Below are 18,120 nucleotides of genomic sequence, written 5' to 3' on the forward strand. Positions count from 1 at the left end.
GCTGGGTAATTGGAACACAACCCGTACCAGATCGGCCAACCGAACATATCCCATCACACGCGCCCAAAGATGGACTTTGGGTGCATATCGCCGTACGTGTTTTCAGGCCGGCCGGAAAGAATCCCGCTCAGCCGGCGCCGCGTGCTTGATCATCAGGTGCCGCGTCACTGAGTACTCCTGCACCGCTTCCTGGCTCATGTCCTTGCCGAACCCGCTGCCCTTCACCCCGCCGTGCGGCGCCTCGCTGGCGATGGGCAGGTGATCGTTGACCCAGGTCACACCTACGTCGAGCCGATGCGAGACGCGCATGGCCCGCCCCACGTCACGCGACCACACCGAGGAGGCCAGGCCATATCTAGTGTCGTTGGCCAGCCGCACCGCTTCGTCCTCGCCATCGAATGGGAGCGCTACCAGGACCGGTCCGAACAGCTCTCCCTGCACGATCTCGCTGGTCTGTGCGACATCGGTCACAAGGGTGGGCGGGTAGAAAAAGCCGGGGCCCCCAATTGGGGAGCCGCCGTGCAGCACCCGTCCGCCGGCCCCGGAGACCGCCCGGGAGACGAACCCGTGCACCCGGTCCCGGTGGGCCGAGGAGATCAGCGGGCCGATGTCCGTGGCCGGGTCCCAGGGGTCGCCGACCGAGATTTCGGCAAGAGTTGCCCGAAGCGCCTCCACGGCTTCCGCGTAGATCTCGCGGGCGACGTAGACGCGGGTGGCCGCCGTGCAGTCCTGTCCGGTGTTGTACGTCGCCCCCATCGCCACCCCGTGGGCCATCTCCGCCAGGTCGGCGTCCTCGAACACCAGCGCCGGCGCCTTCCCGCCGAGTTCGAGGTGGACCCGCTTGAGCGTGGCCGCCGCGCCGCTCATCACGGCGCGGCCGGTCTCGGTGGAGCCGGTGACGCTCACCATGTCCACGCCGGGGTCGGTGACCAGCGCCTGGCCCGCCTCGGCGTCGCCGGTGATCGCCTGCACGAGGTTGCCGGGGGCGCCCGCCTTGGCGAACAGCTCGGCCAGCCGCAGCGTCGTACGCGGCGTCTGGGGCGCGGGCTTGATCACCACGGCGTTGCCCGCGGCCACGGCCGGGCCGACCTTCCAGACGGCCATGACGAACGGGAAGTTCCACGGCGCGATCGACCCCACCACCCCGACGGGACGGCGCTGCATGACCGAGGTGTAACCGGGGCTGAAGACACCGGCGCCGGTGCCCTCCAGCGAGCGGGCGGCCCCGGCGAAGAAGCGCAGGTTGTCCACGGCGAACGGCAGCTCGCCGTCCCTGAACACCGCGGCCGGCTTGCCGGTCTCCTCCACTTCGAGCCTGGTCAGCTCTTCGGCGTCGGCCTCCACCAGGTCGGCCACGCGCAGCAGCAGCCGCTGGCGCTCGGCGGGCGTGGTCTGCGACCACTCCTCGAAGGCCGCACGGGCGGCCCGGACGGCCGACGCCACGCCCTCCACCGACGTATCCGGAATTTCGGCACAGGGAAGGCCAGTGGCGGGGTTGATCAGTTCGCGCATCAGGAAGACTTCATCTTTCAGGGGGTCGTGCTACTGACTGTTTGCCTACTGACTGAGTGGCTACTGGCCGAGCTGCTCGATCAGGTCGGCGGCCTTGCGCAGGCCGTCACGGCGCCGGATCTCCTCGCCCGCGGCGGCGAGTCGCGCGCGCAGCTCGGTGTCACCGAGCAGCTTCGCGACCGCCCCCTTGAGTTCCTCGTCGGTGAAGGTGTAGGTCGAGAGCCTGACACCATAGCCGAGTTCATCGACCCTCTGGGCGTTGTCGTACTGGTCCCAGAACAGCGGCAGCAGGATCATCGGCTTGCCGAAGTGCAGCGCCTCGGTGGTCGTGTTGTTGCCGCCATGGGTGATGACCAAGTCACACAGTGGGATGATCTTAGTCTGCGGAACGAACTCCGCGCCCCACATGTTGTCGGCGAGCTTGATCTCCTCGTGCAGCGGGCCCTTGGAGACGATGTACTGGTGCGGGGTCGTGGCCAGCACGTCGATCACCCGCTGCATCAGCTCCACGTCGGAGGAGCCCAGCGAGCCGAGCGAGAAGTAGACCAGCGCGCCGTCGTTGCGCTCGAAGGGCAGCGTGAAGTCCTCCTCCGTCTCGCGCACCGAGGAGTCGAGGCGGTGCCACGTCGGGCCCAGCGGGCGCTCGGCCGTGTAGTCGAGGATCTCGGGGTAGACGTAGAGGTTCAGGTCGCCCTCGTGGATGAAGTCGAGGTCGGGCAGCGGCTCGGTGCCCTGCTCGACGCACCACTCGTTGAAGGCGGCCCACACCTCGCGGTGGGTGCGCTCGTACTCGGCGCGGAAGGCGTCCCACTCGGAGCGGTCGCCGGCGGGCAGGCCGGAGAAGACCGGCGGGACGTTCTCGCCGCGCATCTCCAGCGGCTGGCAGGAGACGATGCGGACGAACTTCTTGCCCGCGGTGAGCAGCGCCGGGAACGTGATCACGTTGTCCTCGACGATCACGTCCGGGTTCACCCGCTCGATGATGGCCTTGAGCTGCGGCTCGCAGTACTTCGCGCCGTCGATCAGGCTGTCCCAGATCGGCTTGGTGACGGTCTCCTGCTGCTCCAGCGTGGACTTGCGGTACTCCGGCGCGGTCTCGCGGATGAAGTCCTTCCAGAACTGGCCGGGGTCCTGCTCCTGCTCCTCCTCGGCGGGCGGGGCCAGGTCGACCAGGTCCTCCTCGAAGCCGAGCGCTTCGAGCTTGCCCTTCCACGACGCCTCGGCGGCGAAGACGACACGGTGGCCGCGGCGGCGCAGGATGTCGCCGATGCCGATCGAGTTGTTGGTGGGGCCGTAGGCGCTTTCCGGCATGAACAGGAATGTGAGAGACATCGCGACTCCGGGGGAACTCGTCAATTTGAAGAGGAATTCAAAACGGGATCTAGCGTGAAGGTCAACTTAAGGGCACTATGGTCACGGCTAACTGAACAGCAGCCAAACGAGTGAAGGTGGTGAGGGTGGCTCAGCGCAAAAGCCGCAGCGACCGGCGGCTCGACCTGATCGAGGCCGCACGCAGGGCCATCATCCGCCATGGCATCGACGGTGTACAGCTCTCGCACGTCGCCGAGGAGGCTGGCCTGACCTCGGGCGCCGTGCTCTACCACTACCCCGATCTGAGCGAGCTGCTCGTCGAGGCGCAGCACGCGGGCATGGAACGTTTCTACGAGCAGCGGCTGCGCCAGCTCGCCACGCTCACCGACCCCGTCGAGAAGCTGGTCGTCACGATCAGGTCGGGCCTGCCGACCGGGCCGCTCGACCCCGACGTACGCCTGCTCAACGAGCTGGGCGGCGCCGCCGGTCGCATCCGCGTGTACGGCGTGCTGCTCACCTCGCTCTACGACCGGCAGGTCTCGATGTACCAGGCGATCCTGGACACCGGGGCGGCGCTGGGGGTGTTCAGGCTGAGCGCCGGCTCGCTGACGATCGCGCGCAACCTGGTGGCCCTGGAGGACGCGTACGGCTACCGCATCACGGCCAGGCACCCCCTGATCGGCCCGGACGAGGCGGCCGAGCTCATCCTGTCCTACGCCCGCGCCGCCACGGGCAACGACCTGAATCACTGATCGTCCGCCATGATGACGGCGTCCTCGGCGTTCCAGCGCACCTTCACCTTGACGCCGGGACGCACGGAGGCGGCCCCCTGCACGGCCACGAGCACCGGCTTGGAGTGGCCGGGCACGTCCACGGAGACGTGCGAGACGCCGCCGTAGAAGCTCACGTCGAGAACCTCGCCGGCCAGGCCCCTGGTCGCGGTCCCGTCGGCCAGCTCGATCTTCTCGGGCCGCACCGCGAGCAGCGCCCCGGCGCCGGCCTCCAGCTCCGCCAGCGGGGCGCCGGCCAGCATGCCGAACTGCTCGCTCTTGATGCCGTCGAGGCCGCTGGCCTCGCCGCGGAAGAGGTTGTTCGCCCCGACGAAGTCGGCCACGAACGGCGAGCGCGGCCGCTCGTACAACGAGATCGGCTCGTCCACCTGGCGTACGGAGCCGCTGTCGAAGACCGCGATCCGGTCGGCCAGCGACATGGCCTCCTCCTGGTCGTGCGTGACGACCACGAACGTGATGCCCACCTCGTTCTGCAGCCGCTTGAGCTCGAGCTGCATGTCGGCGCGGACCTTCTTGTCCAGGGCCGACAGCGGCTCGTCGAGCAGCAGCAGCCGGGGCCGCTTGACGATGGAACGCGCCAGCGCCACCCGCTGCCGCTGGCCGCCCGAGAGCTGGGCGGGCCTGCGGGAGGCGTGCGCGGACAACCCGACCGTCTCCAGCACCTCGCCCACGCGCTGCTTGATCTCCTGGCGGGGCAGCCGCTCGCGCTCCAGGCCGTAGGCCACGTTCTTGGCCACGGTCATGTGCGGGAACAGGGCGTAGGACTGGAACATGAGGCTGATCGGCCGCCGGTTCGGCGGCCGGGACAGCAGGTCCTCGCCGTCGAGCGTGACCTTGCCCTGGTCCGGCGTCTCGAACCCGGCGATGATGCGCAGCAGTGTGGTCTTGCCGCAGCCGGAGGGGCCGAGCAGGGCGAAGAACTCGCCCTGGCCGATCTCCAGCGAGACGTCGTCGAGCGCGGTGACGTCCCCGAACCTGCGGGAGATCCCGTCAATTCTGAGCACGCGTCTCCCCGATCTTGGTCAGGCGCTGCCCGGCGATCACCGCCGTGAAGCTCACGAGGAGCAGGATCGCGGCCAGCGCATTGATCTTCGGGGTGACCCCGAAACGGATCATTGAGTAGATGACGATCGGCAGCGTCTGGTCGTTGTTGCCGATCGTGAAGAACGCGATCACGAACTCGTCCAGCGACAGCGTGAACGCCAGCATCGCCCCGGCCACGATGCCCGGCATCAGCTGCGGCAGCGTGACCTTCATGAAGGTCGTCACCGGCCCCGCGCCCAGGTCGCGCGACGCCTCCTCCAGCGAGGTGTCGGCGCCGGTCAGCCGGGTGCGCACCACCGCCGCGACGAACGCCATCGCGAACAAGCCGTGGGCCAGCACCACAGAGTACAGGCCGAGCGTGAGCTGGATGGTCCCGTAGAAGACCAGCAGCCCGATGGCCAGCACCAGGTCGGGCAGCACGGCCGGCATCAGCGTCAGCGCGTCCATGACCTTGGACTTGGTGTACCGGGCCAGGCCGACGGCCATCATCGTGCCGAGCACGGTGGCGATCACGGTGGAGCCGGTGGCCACGATCAGCGTGTTGACCAGGCCGTCCCTGATCCGCTCGTCCTCGGCCAGCACGCCGTACCACTTGAGGCTGAAGCCGTCGAAGCTGTACGCCGACTCGCCGGAGTTGAACGACATGACGACGAGCACGACGATCGGCAGGTACAGGAAGACGTACGTGAGCCAGAACGGCACGTACAGCAGCTTCGGTCTACGCACGGCGCGCCGCCCAGGCCTGCACGATGAGCAGCACGACCAGCACCGCGATGAGCGCCAGCGACAGCGTGGCCCCGAAGGGCCAGTCGCGCGCCGACAGGAACTGGTTCCTGATCAGGTTGCCCACCATGATCGACTTGTTGCCGCCCAGCATCTCGGGGATGACGAAGTTGCCGAAGCTCGGCACGAACACGAACAGGCTCCCGGTCAGCACGCCCGGCACCGTCAGCGGCAGCGTGACCTTGCGGAACGTGGTGAACCCCGACGCCCCCAGGTTGGCCGACGCCTCACGCAGCTGCGGGTCGAGCTTCTCGATCGCCGCGTACAGCGGCAGCACCATCAGCGGCAGGTACGAGTACAGCAGCCCGGCCACGATCGTGCCCTGGTTGTAGAGCAGCTCGTACGGCCCCAGCCCGATCTTGGCCAGCGCCGAGTTCACCAGCCCCGGCCCGCTGAGCAGGATCGTCCAGGCGTAGACCCGGATGATGAAGTTCGTCCAGAACGGCAGCACGACCGCCACCAGTGCCAGCGTCTTCCACTTCTTCGGCAGCTGCGCGATCAGGTAGGCCGTCGGGTAGCCGACGAGCAGCGCGATCAGCGTCGTGAGCGCCGCGATCTTCAGCGAGTCGCCCAGCACGCTGAGATAGAGCGGGTCGAACAGCCGCTCGAAGTTCTCGGTGGTGAACTCGTACACCACCCCGCCGAAGCGGCCGCGCTGGAAGACGGTGTAGCTGAACACCAGTGCCAGCGGCACCAGCATGAGCACGACCAGGTACGCGAGCCCTGGCGACAGGAAAACGAACGCGCCCAGCCAGCGCCCGCGCGAGCGGGACACTGGCTGGGTCTTGACTTCGGACTTCACTGCGAAAGGCTCAGCTGGCCGTGACGTCCTGCTGGAGCCGGCTGTACTTCGTCGACGCCTGGCCCAGGTCGATGGCCGCCTCGCCGTTGAGCAGCTCGGCCGGCGTGATGCCGAGCAGCGAGCCCTTGGCGATCGTCACCTTCTCCATGGCGGCCTTGTTCGGCACCTTGTAGTTGATGTTCTCGGCGGCCCAGGAGTGGATCTCGGGGCTGAGGATGTAGTTGAGCAGGGCGTGCGCGGCCTCCTTGTTCTTGGAGGACTTCATGATCACCATGGTGTCCACCCAGAGGTCGCTGCCCTCCTTCGGCACCGCGAACTTGATGTTGCCCTTGGGGTCGGTGGTCGGGCACCAGCCGTCCCACGCCTCGGCCATCACGGCCTCGCCGGAGATGAGCCGGTCACCGAAGGTGGTGTCGTCGTAGCGCAGCAGGTGCTGCTTCTGCGACATGAGCAGCTCCTTGGCCTTCTCGAGCTCCTCGTCCTTGTCGGTGTTGATCGAGTAGCCGAGCGACTTGAGCGCGGGCAGGGCCAGCCAGCGCTCGGTGGCGAGCATGGTGACCTTCTTGTCGGCCCAGGCCGGCGGCTTCAGCAGATCGTTCCAACTGGTGGGCTCGTTCTTCACCAGGTCGCTGCGATAGCAGATGCCCGTCGTGCCCCAGGTGTAGGGCACGGAGTACTTGTTGCCCTTGTCGTAGGACAGCTGGGTGGCCTCGGGGTAGAGGTTGGCCAGGTTGGGGATGAGCTCGTGGTGGATCGGCTCCAGCAGGCCCTGCTCGTTGAGCGCCTGGGCGTACTGGCCCGACACGAACGCCACGTCGATACCGCTGTCACCGGGCGCGGTGAGCTTGGTCATCGCCGTCTCGTTGGTGTCGTGCGTCTGGATCTGCACGTCCTTGATCTTGAGCTCGGCCTTCGCCTTCTCGGGAAGCTCCTTGGGCGTGTAACCGTCCCAGACGGTGATGTCCAAGGTCTGCTGCGACAGGTCCGCGTTGGGCTTGAGCTGGTCGGCCGCCGCCGGCGCCGCCTCATCTGTGCTTGACGACCCACCCCCGCACGCCGCGACGGCAAGCGCGAGTCCGGCCGCCGCGGCGGCGGCCGGGAGACGACGGGTGAACCGGGTACGGGACACGGCCGCTACTCCTTCTGAAATTTGGCTGTTTGAGGGGTCGCGCGACCTTACCGGACACAGCGGACCAGACCAGGAGTGTTGCAGCAGAAATCAACATGAGCAAGACTTTTGATGACATTGCTACCTGGAAGTTTGGTCCACCTGTTGAATTGGGATTCAATAAGTCGTCGCTTGATCTCTCTCGGTGAGAGGCCCCTCACCGCACGAGATCGAGGGTTCACAGCCGCGCTTCTGGCGCGGTTGGCGGACGACGTGCCGCCGCCCTTCGCCGTACGACGCTTCCGCGCGCTGCCCACCTTCTCGCACGGCCCTGGAGATCTCCACACTGGGGCCCCAGGTGAACGGGATTTCGGATCGCACGTCGACCAGACGAACTACTCGGTGGTGGTCGGCGAGAGCGTCGTGGTCAAGTGGCTCACCCCGCCCGTCCCGCTTCCCCATCCCACCCCGGAGATCTTCGCGCACCTCGTTGATTCAGGATTCAACGACACAGCGCCGCCTTACGCGGCCCTGACAGGCGTGTTGGAGGGCCGCGAGCACCTCCTCGCCTTGATCACGGGCTATCTGCCGGAGGCCAGGGACGGCTGGGAGTGGTGCGTGGACGAGGCCGTGGCCGGCTCCTCCTCCTTCGCGGCGGAGCTCGGCCGCCTCGCCGCCGACCTTCACCTCGCCCTGGCCACCTTCCCTGCCGCGAGCCCTCCCGTGAGCCCCGTCGCAAGCCCCGCCGCAAGCCCCGCCGCGAGCCCCGCCGCGAGCCCCGCCGCGAGCCCCGCCGCGAGCCCCGCCGCGAGCCCCGTCGTGAGCGCGGCCGGCGGTGCGGCGGCCCGGGCGTACGGGGCGCTGGCCGAGGCGCTGGCGCTGACCGGCGGCGACGACGGCGAGTGGCTGGCCGCCAGGGCGGACACCATGCGCCAGGAGCTGGCGCCCCTGGAGAACGGCATCGCCACTCCCCTGATCCGGATCCACGGCGACCTCCACGTGGGCCAGATCCTCCGGTGGCGGCACGGCTACGCCGTCATCGACTTCGACGGCAACCCCACGGTCGCCGACGCCGACCTCCGCCAGCCGGCGGCCCGTGACGTCGCCCAGCTCACCACCAGCCTCGACCACGTCGCCCAGGTGGCGATCAGGAGGAGGGGCACCCCGCCGGCCCACGCCGCCCAATGGGCGACAATGGCCCGTCAAGCCTTCCTGGCCGCGTACAGGTCGCGCCTGGCAGCCGGGAACAGACCGGACCTGCTGGACGAGACCCTGATCCGCCCGTTCGAGGTGGAGCAGGAGTGCCGCGAGCTGATCTACGCCGCCCGCCACCTGCCCCGGTGGCGCTACGCCCCCATGGGCGTGCTGCGCACCTGGTACGGAGAAGACGAACCTCGCAAGGAGAACAACGCGTGAATTCCGAGCTCTACCTCTCCGACCTGGAGTCCAAGCCGGAGCGCCTCGCGGCCCTGGCCGACGCGCTGCGCGCCGAGGACCCGTTCCGCGAGCTCCCGGAGCGCGTCGACCGGGTCCTGTTCCTCGGCATGGGCAGCTCCCGCTACGCCGCCGGCGTGGCGGCCCTGCGGCTGCGCACCGCCGGAGTCGACGCGCACGCCGAGTACGCCTCCGCCGCCGCGAGCCTCCCGAACAGGGAAGGCACCCTGGTCGTCCCGATCTCCGCCACCGGCTCCAGCCGGGAGACCCTCGACGCCACGGCCAGGTACGCGGGCGGCCCCGCGTACCTGGCGGCGCTCACCAACCAGCCGGGCTCCCCGCTCGCCGGGGCCGCCGACCTGGTGATCGACATGCGGGCGGGCGAGGAGCGCGGCGGCGTCGCGTGCCGGACGTTCCAGCACACGCTGGCCCTGCTCCTGGCCCTCGAGTCCAGGCTGACGGGCCGCACGGGCGACCTGCCCGCCCTGCTCGAACGGGCCGCCAAGGCCTCGGCCGACCTGCTGGACCGCCGAGACGAGTGGCTGCCCCTCGCGATGGAGCTGCTCGACGGCCCGAACGGCGTCTACACGATCGCGCCCGCCGAGCGGCTGTCGTCGGCTGAGCAGTCGGCGCTGATGTTCCGCGAGGGCCCGCGCCGCCCGGCCGACGCCTGCGAGAGCGGCGACTGGTCGCACGTGGACGTGTATCTCACCAAGACGCTCGACTACCGCGCGCTGCTCTTCCCCGGCTCCCGCTACGACGACCAGGCCATGGACTGGGTGCGGCAGCGCGGCTCGACGGTGATCACCGTCGGCGCCGAGGTGCGGGACGCCACGGCCGCGATCCGGTACGCGGGCGACGACGACCCGGACGTCGCCCTGCTCACGGAGACGCTGGTGGCGGAGCTGGTGGCCGCCTACTGGTGGGCGGGCCAGTAGCGCTACGACAGTTCAGTACGACCGCACGGTCAGCGCGTGCTCGACCAGCGTGATCAGGGTGTTCTTGACGGCCTGCCGCGCACGCGCGTCCGTGCGGACGATCGGCACGTGCGGTGAGAGCGTGAGCGCCTCCCGCACCTCGCTCTCGATGTGCGGGAACTCGCCGTCCCAGCCGTTCAGCCCGATCACGAACGGGATCTTGGAGTCCTCGAAGTAGTCGACGGCGGGGAAGCTGTCGGCCAGCCGCCGCGAGTCCACCAGCACCACGGCCCCGATGGCCCCGCGCACGATGTCGTCCCACATGAACCAGAACCGCTGCTGCCCGGGCGTGCCGAACAGGTAGAGGATCAGGTCCTGGTCGAGCGAGAGCCGGCCGAAGTCCATGGCCACGGTGGTGGTGGTCTTGCCGGGGGTGTGCCCGAGGTCGTCGATGCCGTGCGAGGCGTCGGTCATCACCGCCTCGGTGGTCAGCGGCATGATCTCGGAGACCGAGCCCACGAACGTGGTCTTCCCCACGCCGAATCCGCCCGCCACGACGATTTTCGTGGAGGTGAGCCGGCTAGAGCCTGCGAAGTCCACTCAGCACCCTTTCGAGCAGTCCCCTGTCGGGCAGCCCCGCTTCGAGCTGCGGCTGGTACACCTTGACCAGCCCGTCCGCCTCCATGTCGGCGACCAGCACCCGCGCCACGCCGAGCGGGACGCTGAGCAGCGCGGAGATCTCCGCCACCGAGCGCACCTGCCGGCACAGCTCGCTGATCGCCCGGTACTCGCGCGCGTACGTGGTGCCGAGCTGCGCCGAGGTCGCCGACGACACCAGGGCCTCCATGGCCAGGTCCGTACGCGGGGTGGTGCGGCCGCCGGTGACGGCGTACATCCGGACGAGCGAACTTCGCTCGGGCTCCTGTTCCCCGTTGTGCCACGATGCCATGGTTCACTCCCCACTCACCACGGGCGCGTGGCGGAGAGCTCCGCCCGTACGGCAGGTGTGAGCACCTGCCCCGCGCGCTCGACCAGGATCGTCATCTGGTACGCGACCAGGCCCATGTCGCAGTCGGGCGCGGCCAGCACCGCGAGGCAGGACCCGTCGCTGATCGACATCACCAGCAGCAGGCCGCGCTCCATCTCGATGAGGGTCTGGGTGACCCCTCCGCCCTCGAAGACCCGTGCCGCGCCGCCGGTCAGGCTCACCAGGCCGGCCGCGATGGCGGCGAGCTGGTCGGCGCGGTCCTTGGGGAAGCCTCTGGAGTACGCCATGGGCAGGCCGTCGGCGGAGACGACGACGGCGTGCGCCACGCCGGGAACCTCCTCGACGAAGCCGCTGACCAGCCAGTTGACGTCCCTGGCGGCCTGGCTCAGCTCCTTCATGAGTCCTCCTCGAGCTCGGCGCGTCCCTTGCGCACGCCCTGCTGGTAGCTGGCCAGCCTGCTGCGGAGACGGTCGGGGGACACCGGAGGCCCGGGAACGGGCGGCGGCGGCTGCGGGCTCGCGGTCCCCGGTACCAGGTTCGCTCGCGGAGTGCGCTTGGGCAAGCCCGAGCTCGTGGTGCCGTTCCTGGCGGGCTCCGCCGTCGCGTCGGCGGCCTGCCAGGCCTGGTCGGACGGGGTGGTCCAGGCGGTGTCGCGGTGGTCGGCGGTGGGCGCGGGCTTGCTGAACCAGCTGCTCTCCTCGACCGAGGCGAAGATCGGCAGGTACTCCTCGCCGGCGGGAGGGGCGGGGAACGACGTGCCGGGCGTCGCCTGGTCGGAGAACGGCGTCCCCGGATCCCGCGGCGCGCCCGCGGGCGGCTGCTCGGTCAGGGACATGCGGGACGGGCCGAACCAGGACGACGGTTCGGGGGCCGGCGGCACGGTGTCGAACGACGGGTGACCGGAGGACGACCCGCCGCCGGTGGCGAAGGACGGATATCCGCTGGGCTCGAAAGACGGCGGCCCCGACGGCGGCCCCGACGGCGGCCCCGACAGCGGCCCTGACAGCGGTCCCGACGGCGGCCCCGGCAGCGGCACGGATGGCGTCCCCAGCGGTGGCCGCAGCACGGAGCCCGGGCGCGGCACGTCCAGCGGCCCGTCCGGTGTCCCGTCCTGCGTCCCGTACGCGCCGCCGCCTCCCTGCCGCGGCACCTGCACCCGCTGGTTCGTCCCCGGCACCGCGGTCAGCAACATCGGCGGGATCAGCACCATGGCGGTCAGCCCGCCGATGTCCTGCCGCCTGAGCTGCACCCGGATGTTGTGCCGCAGCGCGAGCCGCCCGACCACGAACAGCCCCATCCGCCGCGACACCGACACGTCCACGACGGGCGGGTTGGCCAGCCGCCAGTTGGCCTCGGCCAGCTCCTCCTGCGCCATGCCGATGCCGTGGTCGGTGACCGACAACATCAGGCTGCCGCCGTCGATCCGGCTGCTGGAGATGATCACCTTGGTGTCGCGGGAGGAGAACGACACGGCGTTCTCGACCAGCTCGGCCAGCAGGTGCACCACGTCGGTGACGGCCTGCCCGGCGATGGCGACGTCGGACTGCACCTGGATGCTGACCCGGTCGTAGCTCTCGACCTCGCCGAGCGCGGCCCGCACGATGTCCATCAGCTCGACCGGCTCGCTCCACTTGCGCGCCGCCTCCTGGCCGGCCAGGACGAGCAGGTTCTCGCTGTTGCGGCGCATGCGGGTGGCCAGGTGGTCGAGCTTGAACAGGTCGCCGAGCCGGGTGTCGTCGCGCTCGCCCTGCTCCAGCTTCTCGATCAGCGTGAGCTGCCGCTCGACCAGCGTCTGGCTGCGCCTGGACAGGTTGACGAACATGGCGTTGACGTTGGAGCGCAGCGTGGCCTCGTCGCCCGCCAGCCGTACGGCCTCGCGGTGCACCTCGTCGAAGGCGCGGGCGACCTCGCCCACCTCGTCCTTGGAGAAGATGCCGATGGGCGGCACCTCCGCGGTGACCTCGCCGTCACGCGACTCCCGCAGGTGCTGCACGAACTCGGGCAGCCGGCGGCCCGCGATCTCCAGGGCCTCGCCGCGCAGGCGGCGCAGCGGCCGGACGAGCGACCTGGCCACGCCGGTGGTGATCAGCAGGATGGCGACGAGCAGCGCGAGCACGGCGCCCGCGGTCAGGAACGCCCGGCCGCGCTCGTCGGAGCTGAGCGCCTCGCTGCGGGTCACGATGCCCTGGGCCTGGCGCTCCTCGACCTTGCGCATGGAGTCGACGACCACGTTCGCCGCCTGGAACCACTCCGTGGCGTCGTCCCTCCTGGCCTGGTCGAGGCCGCGCAGCGGCAGCCCCTTGGTGGCTCTGATCAGCACCAGCTCGCGCAGGAACAACATGCGGTCGGCGGATCTGCCGTTGACGGTCTCGTCGAAGAAGCGGCGCTCGTCGGCGGTGGCCTCGGCGGCGAAGCCCTTGCGCTCGGTGGCCTCCACGGACTGCTCGCCGAGGAAGCGCTTGAGCTGGTCCTGGTCGAAGGCGCCCTCGACGAGCACGACGGTGACCAGCGCCTGCTGGTAGGAGACGCTCTCCTTGGCGCGGGCGAGCCCGTCGAGCATGCTCGTCTGGCGGAACAGCTCGTCGTCCACGCTGCCCTTGACCAGCTCGTTGTGGACGGAGAGCAGGTCGCTGACCACGGTGGTGTAGAGCTCGACGGCGGGGCCGGGCAGCAGATTGGCCTCCAGCGCCTGCTTGCGCAGGGAGGTGAGGTCGTCGAGGCGGTTGAGCAGGTTCTCGAGCTGGTCGGCGGTGCGGCCGCTCGACTCGGTCATGAGTTGCCCGGCGATGCCGCGTACCGTCCTGGCCGCCAGGTCCACCTGGTCCATCTGGGCCTGCACCTCGGACAGCCCGTCGGCCGGCCGGTTGCGGGCGATGTACCAGGAGGTCCTGGCCCGCTCGCCGGAGACCAGGTGGGTCAGGCCGCCCAGCTCGGCGGAGAGCCGCGCGAACTGGTTCGTGCGGGCGTAGTCGGAGGCCGCGGACGTCGAGGCGAGCACCTGGATCCCGCCGAGCAGCACGGCCGCCGCGGTCGGCACCATGATGAGGGCGACGAGCCGCGCCCGGACACGCCAATTGCGCAGCCGCCAGCGGCTTTCGCTGGCCTGCTTGACGCCCAGCTCTGTACTCACCGAACGCACCTCGCCCGAATCGGCGTATTTGAGAGGTCTGTGTCCTGGGGGAAATCAGCAAGTGCCGGTTATTTGAACACATGCTATGGCTCGTGGCCAAGCGAACATAACGCGACAAAAGATGGTTCGCGTGACTCCTGAGGATAGAACCTGGCGCTCCATGCCGGAAGCATCCCCGGCACGAAATAAACCTTTAACAGAATAAATGTCCACTTATGGGCGTTTAGCGCGTTCCAATCGAGTAACACGGTTGACGCTCCCTGATCTCTTGACAGTCACGACGTTGAGAATCTCGCTATTGGCGACATATGTTGAGCGACGTCAAGCGAGGAGGCGAGTGTGGGAGTTTCTCCCGACAACGCGGCAATCACCGTTGCGGGCCTGTGGAAGATCTTCGGCTCCAAGCCACAGAAAGTGCTGGACAGCGAGGACAGACACCTCGATCCCGCCGCGCTGAGGGAGAAGACCGGCTGCACCGCCGCCGTCCGTGACGTCAGCTTCGAGGTACGCCCCGGCGAGGTCTTCGTCGTCATGGGCCTGTCCGGCAGCGGCAAGTCCACCCTCGTCCGCTGCCTGACCAGGCTCATCGAGCCCAGCGCCGGTGAGATCAGGATCGGCGGCGAGGACATCCGGGCCGCCTCCCCCGCCCGCCTCCGCGAGATCCGCCGCCACCAGGTCAGCATGGTCTTCCAGCACTTCGGCCTGCTGCCGCACCGCAAGGTCATCGACAACGTCGCGTACGGGCTGGAGATCCAGGGCACCGCCAGGCAGGCCAGGCACGCGCGGGCGGCGGAGATCCTCACGCTCGTCGGCCTCGACGGCTACGCCGACGCCTACCCCGACCAGCTCTCCGGCGGCATGCAGCAGCGGGTGGGCCTGGCCAGGGCGCTGGCCGTGGAGCCCGAGGTGATGCTGTTCGACGAGCCGTTCAGCGCGCTCGACCCGCTGATCAGGCGCGACATGCAGGCCGAGGTCATCCGGCTGCACCGCGAGGTCGGCAAGACGATGGTGTTCATCACGCACGACCTGTCCGAGGCGCTCAAGCTGGGCGAGCGCATCGCGATCATGCGGGCCGGCTCGATCGTGCAGCTCGGCACGGCCGAGGAGCTGGTGGGCGCGCCGGCCGACGACTACGTGGCCGACTTCGTGCGCGACGTGCCCAGGAGTCACGTGCTGACCCTGCGCTGGATCAGCCGCGACCCCGAGCCGGGCGAGCCGCTCGACGGGCCCGCCTTACCGGCCACCACCGTGATCAAGGACGCCATCGGCGTGGCCTCCTCCTCGTCCCGCCCGATCAGGGTGGTGGACGGCGACGAGCTGGTGGGCGTGGTGGACCGGGTGGACCTGCTCGCCTTCCTGTCGGGACAGGCCGCCGCATGAGCAGCACGGCCGTGCCGTCTCCCTCCCGGCTCGGGGGGTTGCCGAGGTGGGCGGCGCCGGCGGGGGTGGCGGTGCTGTTCGTGGCGGCGTACCTGGTTTTCCGGGGCACGGGGACGCTGCCGCACGACAAGGAGGCGCCGCAGTTCCTGGCCGTCACGGAGCTGCGCGAGTGGATCGACGACCACCGCAACGACAACCCGCTCTTCCTGTACTTCCTCAACTACATCCGGCTCTTCGTGGGCTCGCTCTACACCCTGTTCGAGACCGTCCTGTACGCGCTCGGCTGGCCCGGCATCACCGGCGTCATGGGCGCGCTGGCCTGGCTCGCGGGCGGCTGGCGGATCGCGCTGCTGGCGGTCGGCGGGGTGAGCGCGTTCGGCGTGCTGGGGCTGTGGGAGTCGAGCGTGGACACGCTGGCCCTGGTCGCGGTGGCGGTGCTGCTGTCGCTGGCAATCGGCATCCCGGTCGGCGTCTGGGCCGGGCTGTCCGCCCGCGTGCGCCGCGCGGTCACCCCGGTGCTGGACGTCATGCAGATCATGCCGACGTTCGCGTACCTGGCGCCGCTCGCCCTGTTCTTCCACATCGGGGCGCCCGCCGGGGCCATCGCGACGATGATCTACTCGATCCCGCCGGCCATCCGCATCACGGCCCTGGCCATCTCGGAGGTCTCCCCCACGGCGGTCGAGGCGTCCGCCTCGCTGGGGGCCACGCGGCGGCAGACGCTGTTCAAGGTCTACCTGCCGCTGGCCAGGTCCACGATGGCGCTGGCGATCAATCAGACGATCATGATGGCGCTGTCCATGGTCGTCATCGCCAACCTCATCTCGGCGCCCGGGCTGGGCGGCGACATCATCCGCGGCCTGTCCAGGGCGCAGGTCGGGATCATGCTGCCGGCCGGCATCGCCGTCGTGATCATGGCGGTGATGCTCGACCGGATGATGATGGCGGTGGCGCGCCGCGACCCGCACGCCAGGCTCGGGCGGGCCGACCTCGCCGCGGCCGGCGCGCTGGCCGTCGCGGGGCTGGCGCTCATCCCCGTCCTGCCCAGGCTGTGGCCGGAGAGCCTGACGCTCAACCTGGTCGCCGAGGTCAACGACGCCGTGCGGTGGGCCGAGGACAACTGGTTCACGGTGACCACGTGGATCAAGGACACGACCTCCCACCTCCTGCTCAACCCCCTGGAGTCGCTGCTCACCTCGGCGCCGTGGTGGCTGGTCGCGCTGGCCGTGCTGGCCGTCGCCTGGCGGGTCAGCGGCGTGCGTCCGGCGCTCACCGCGCTGGCCTGCCTGCTGGCGATCGCGCTGCTCGGCGTGTGGGAGCACACCATGCAGACGATGACCACGGTCGCCGTCGCGGTGCTGGTCACGCTCGTCATCGGCCTGCTGCTGGGCGTGGCCGCGGCCCGCTCGCCGCGTTACTCGGCCGTCCAGCGGCCCCTGCTCGACGCCGCGCAGACCATGCCCGCGTTCGTGTACCTGCTGCCCGCGCTGGCGCTGTTCGAGACGACCAGGTTCACCGCGATCTTCGCCTCCGTCATCTACGCCGTGCCGCCGGTGGTGCGCCTGGTCGAGGACGGCATCAGGGCCGTGCCCGCCACGGTCGTCGAGGCGGCCGTCTCCGCCGGCTCCACGCCGGGACAACTTCTGTGGAAGGTGCAACTCCCGATGGCCCGGCGGGCCATCCTGCTGGCGGCCAACCAGGGCATCGTGATGACGCTGGCCATGGTGGTCGTCGGCGGCCTGGTCGGGGCGGGGGCCCTCGGCTACGACGTGGTCACGGGGTTCTCCCAGCGCACCGACTTCGGCATGGGCTTCGTCGCGGGCGTCGCGACCGTGCTCCTCGGAGTCATGCTCGACCGCATCACGCAGGGCGCCGACAGGCGTCCTTCCCCCCGAAAGAGGAAGTTCACATGAAGATTCGCCTGCTCGCAGGCCTCGTAGCGCTTGGACTCGCCGCCGTGGGCTGCGGCGGGGCCACGGTGGACACCAGCACCTCCGGCACCTCCGCCCCCGCGTCCGGGTCCACCGCCTCCGCGTCGGGCTCCGCCGGCACCGTGAAGATCGCGATCAACCCCTGGGTGGGGTACGAGGCCAGCGCGAACGTCGTCGCGTACCTGCTGGAGAACGAGCTCGGCTACACCGTCGAGCTGCCCGAGATCAAGGAGCAGCTCGCCTGGGAGGGCTTCGAGACCGGCGACGTCGACGTCATCATCGAGAACTGGGGTCACCCCGACCTGAAGAAGCAGTTCATCGACGAGAAGAAGGTCGCGCAGGTGGCCGGCTCCACCGGCAACAAGGGCGTCATCGGCTGGTACATCCCCAAGTGGATGGCCGACGAGCACCCCGGCATCACCGACTACAAGAACCTCAACAAGTACGCCGAGCTGTTCAAGACCTCCGAGTCGGGTGACAAGGGCCAGCTCCTGTTCGGCGACCCGTCGTACGTCAGCAACGAGGAAGCCCTGATCAAGAACCTCAAGCTGAACTACAAGGTCGTCGTCGGCGGCAGCGAGGCGGCCCTGATCAAGGGCGCCCAGCAGGCGCAGGAGCAGAAGAAGGCGCTGCTGTTCTACTTCTGGGACCCGCACTGGCTCTTCAGCAAGACCGACCTGGTCCGGGTCAACCTGCCCGCCTACACCGAGGGCTGCGACGCCGACCCCAAGAAGGTGGCCTGCGACTACCCGGAGATGGACCTCGACAAGATCGTGAGCACGAAGTTCGCGCAGAGCGGGGGCAAGGCGTACGAGCTGGTCAAGAACTTCAGCTGGACCAACGAGGACCAGAACGCCGTCGCCGACGACATGACCAACAACGGCATGACCGGCGAGGAGGCCGCCAAGAAGTGGGTGGAGGCCAACACCGCCAAGTGGCAGGCCTGGATCCCGAAGTGACCCCCCGCCTACCGCGGCCCCGCCCGGCGG

At 69.4% G+C, this 18,120-nt stretch carries 16 protein-coding genes; 6 read left to right on the forward strand and 10 right to left on the reverse strand.

The annotated features are described in order from the left end of the window. Positions 1-102 precede the first annotated feature (102 nt). Both HD597_RS40970 and HD597_RS40975 read right to left on the reverse strand, forming a co-directional pair. Positions 103-1,512 (reverse strand): aminobutyraldehyde dehydrogenase, encoded by a 1,410-nt coding sequence (locus HD597_RS40970; protein WP_253749926.1) that lies wholly within the window; start codon positions 1,510-1,512, stop codon positions 103-105. Between the two features lie 60 nt (positions 1,513-1,572). Further along, entirely contained in the window at positions 1,573-2,844 is a 1,272-nt protein-coding gene (locus HD597_RS40975) for a glycosyltransferase (protein ID WP_253749929.1), read from the reverse strand. Positions 2,845-2,969: 125 nt separating this feature from the next. Between HD597_RS40975 and HD597_RS40980 the strand changes: the two genes are divergently transcribed. Beyond that, positions 2,970-3,575: a TetR/AcrR family transcriptional regulator gene (locus HD597_RS40980; RefSeq protein ID WP_225272256.1), complete on the forward strand. Its 606-nt coding sequence runs from the start codon at positions 2,970-2,972 to the stop codon at positions 3,573-3,575. Here the strand turns inward: HD597_RS40980 and HD597_RS40985 are convergent. Genes HD597_RS40985 through HD597_RS41000 form a run of 4 tightly spaced genes read right to left on the reverse strand, consistent with a single transcriptional unit; the run spans position 3,569 to position 7,372 of the window. Further along, complete coding sequence (locus HD597_RS40985) at positions 3,569-4,618, reverse strand: ABC transporter ATP-binding protein (RefSeq protein WP_253749932.1); 1,050 nt, start codon at positions 4,616-4,618, stop codon at positions 3,569-3,571. The genes HD597_RS40980 and HD597_RS40985 overlap by 7 nt on opposite strands. Further along, the gene (locus tag HD597_RS40990; protein ID WP_253749935.1) at positions 4,605-5,384 is read right to left on the reverse strand and encodes an ABC transporter permease; all 780 of its coding nucleotides are present in this window, start codon (positions 5,382-5,384) and stop codon (positions 4,605-4,607) included. Before HD597_RS40990 ends, HD597_RS40985 begins: the two co-directional genes overlap by 14 nt. Continuing rightward, positions 5,377-6,243, reverse strand: a complete 867-nt coding sequence (locus tag HD597_RS40995) for an ABC transporter permease (protein WP_253749937.1) — start codon at positions 6,241-6,243, stop codon at positions 5,377-5,379. Before HD597_RS40995 ends, HD597_RS40990 begins: the two co-directional genes overlap by 8 nt. A gap of 10 nt (positions 6,244-6,253) precedes the next feature. Further along, a complete protein-coding gene (locus tag HD597_RS41000; protein WP_253749940.1) occupies positions 6,254-7,372 on the reverse strand; it encodes a polyamine ABC transporter substrate-binding protein in 1,119 nt (372 codons plus the stop codon). Positions 7,373-7,753: 381 nt separating this feature from the next. On the opposite strand from HD597_RS41000, the gene HD597_RS41005 reads away from it, so the two are divergent. Both HD597_RS41005 and HD597_RS41010 read left to right on the forward strand, forming a co-directional pair. Continuing rightward, positions 7,754-8,767 (forward strand): hypothetical protein, encoded by a 1,014-nt coding sequence (locus tag HD597_RS41005; protein WP_253749943.1) that lies wholly within the window; start codon positions 7,754-7,756, stop codon positions 8,765-8,767. Further along, positions 8,764-9,723 (forward strand): SIS domain-containing protein, encoded by a 960-nt coding sequence (locus HD597_RS41010; RefSeq protein ID WP_253749946.1) that lies wholly within the window; start codon positions 8,764-8,766, stop codon positions 9,721-9,723. The genes HD597_RS41005 and HD597_RS41010 overlap by 4 nt, the downstream gene beginning before the upstream one ends. A 12-nt stretch (positions 9,724-9,735) precedes the next feature. Here the strand turns inward: HD597_RS41010 and HD597_RS41015 are convergent, their stop codons facing one another. The 4 genes from HD597_RS41015 to HD597_RS41030 are packed head-to-tail and all read right to left on the reverse strand — an operon-like array spanning position 9,736 to position 13,820. After that, a complete protein-coding gene (locus HD597_RS41015; protein WP_253749949.1) occupies positions 9,736-10,302 on the reverse strand; it encodes a GTP-binding protein in 567 nt (188 codons plus the stop codon). Continuing rightward, positions 10,283-10,651 carry a DUF742 domain-containing protein gene (locus HD597_RS41020; RefSeq protein ID WP_148435098.1) on the reverse strand — a complete coding sequence of 123 codons (369 nt, stop codon included), beginning with the start codon at positions 10,649-10,651 and terminating at the stop codon, positions 10,283-10,285. Before HD597_RS41020 ends, HD597_RS41015 begins: the two co-directional genes overlap by 20 nt. Positions 10,652-10,665: 14 nt before the next feature. After that, positions 10,666-11,088, reverse strand: a complete 423-nt coding sequence (locus HD597_RS41025; protein ID WP_253749952.1) for a roadblock/LC7 domain-containing protein — start codon at positions 11,086-11,088, stop codon at positions 10,666-10,668. After that, the gene (locus HD597_RS41030; protein ID WP_253749954.1) at positions 11,085-13,820 is read right to left on the reverse strand and encodes a sensor histidine kinase; all 2,736 of its coding nucleotides are present in this window, start codon (positions 13,818-13,820) and stop codon (positions 11,085-11,087) included. Before HD597_RS41030 ends, HD597_RS41025 begins: the two co-directional genes overlap by 4 nt. A gap of 339 nt (positions 13,821-14,159) precedes the next feature. Here HD597_RS41030 and HD597_RS41035 point away from each other — a divergent pair, with 339 nt between their 5' ends. The 3 genes from HD597_RS41035 to HD597_RS41045 are packed head-to-tail and all read left to right on the forward strand — an operon-like array spanning position 14,160 to position 18,090. Continuing rightward, positions 14,160-15,200, forward strand: coding sequence for a quaternary amine ABC transporter ATP-binding protein (locus HD597_RS41035; protein WP_253749957.1), 1,041 nt, complete (start codon positions 14,160-14,162; stop codon positions 15,198-15,200). Continuing rightward, complete coding sequence (locus HD597_RS41040; RefSeq protein ID WP_253749960.1) at positions 15,197-17,113, forward strand: ABC transporter permease; 1,917 nt, start codon at positions 15,197-15,199, stop codon at positions 17,111-17,113. The genes HD597_RS41035 and HD597_RS41040 overlap by 4 nt, the downstream gene beginning before the upstream one ends. Beyond that, entirely contained in the window at positions 17,110-18,090 is a 981-nt protein-coding gene (locus HD597_RS41045; protein WP_253749963.1) for an ABC transporter substrate-binding protein, read from the forward strand. Before HD597_RS41040 ends, HD597_RS41045 begins: the two co-directional genes overlap by 4 nt. Positions 18,091-18,120 lie beyond the last annotated feature (30 nt).

This window comes from Nonomuraea thailandensis (genome assembly GCF_024172165.1).
Lineage (GTDB): Bacteria > Actinomycetota > Actinomycetes > Streptosporangiales > Streptosporangiaceae > Nonomuraea > Nonomuraea thailandensis.

What these genes read in the sequence shown, in the direction of transcription:
- HD597_RS40970 (WP_253749926.1), bottom strand. Translation starts at nt 1,512, where the DNA reads ATGCGCGAACTGATCAACCCCGCCACTGGCCTTCCCTGTGCCGAAATT.
- HD597_RS40975 (WP_253749929.1), bottom strand. Translation starts at nt 2,844, where the DNA reads ATGTCTCTCACATTCCTGTTCATGCCGGAAAGCGCCTACGGCCCCACC.
- HD597_RS41020 (WP_148435098.1), bottom strand. Translation starts at nt 10,651, where the DNA reads ATGGCATCGTGGCACAACGGGGAACAGGAGCCCGAGCGAAGTTCGCTC.
- HD597_RS41025 (WP_253749952.1), bottom strand. Translation starts at nt 11,088, where the DNA reads ATGAAGGAGCTGAGCCAGGCCGCCAGGGACGTCAACTGGCTGGTCAGC.
- HD597_RS41040 (WP_253749960.1), top strand. Translation starts at nt 15,197, where the DNA reads ATGAGCAGCACGGCCGTGCCGTCTCCCTCCCGGCTCGGGGGGTTGCCG.
- HD597_RS41045 (WP_253749963.1), top strand. Translation starts at nt 17,110, where the DNA reads ATGAAGATTCGCCTGCTCGCAGGCCTCGTAGCGCTTGGACTCGCCGCC.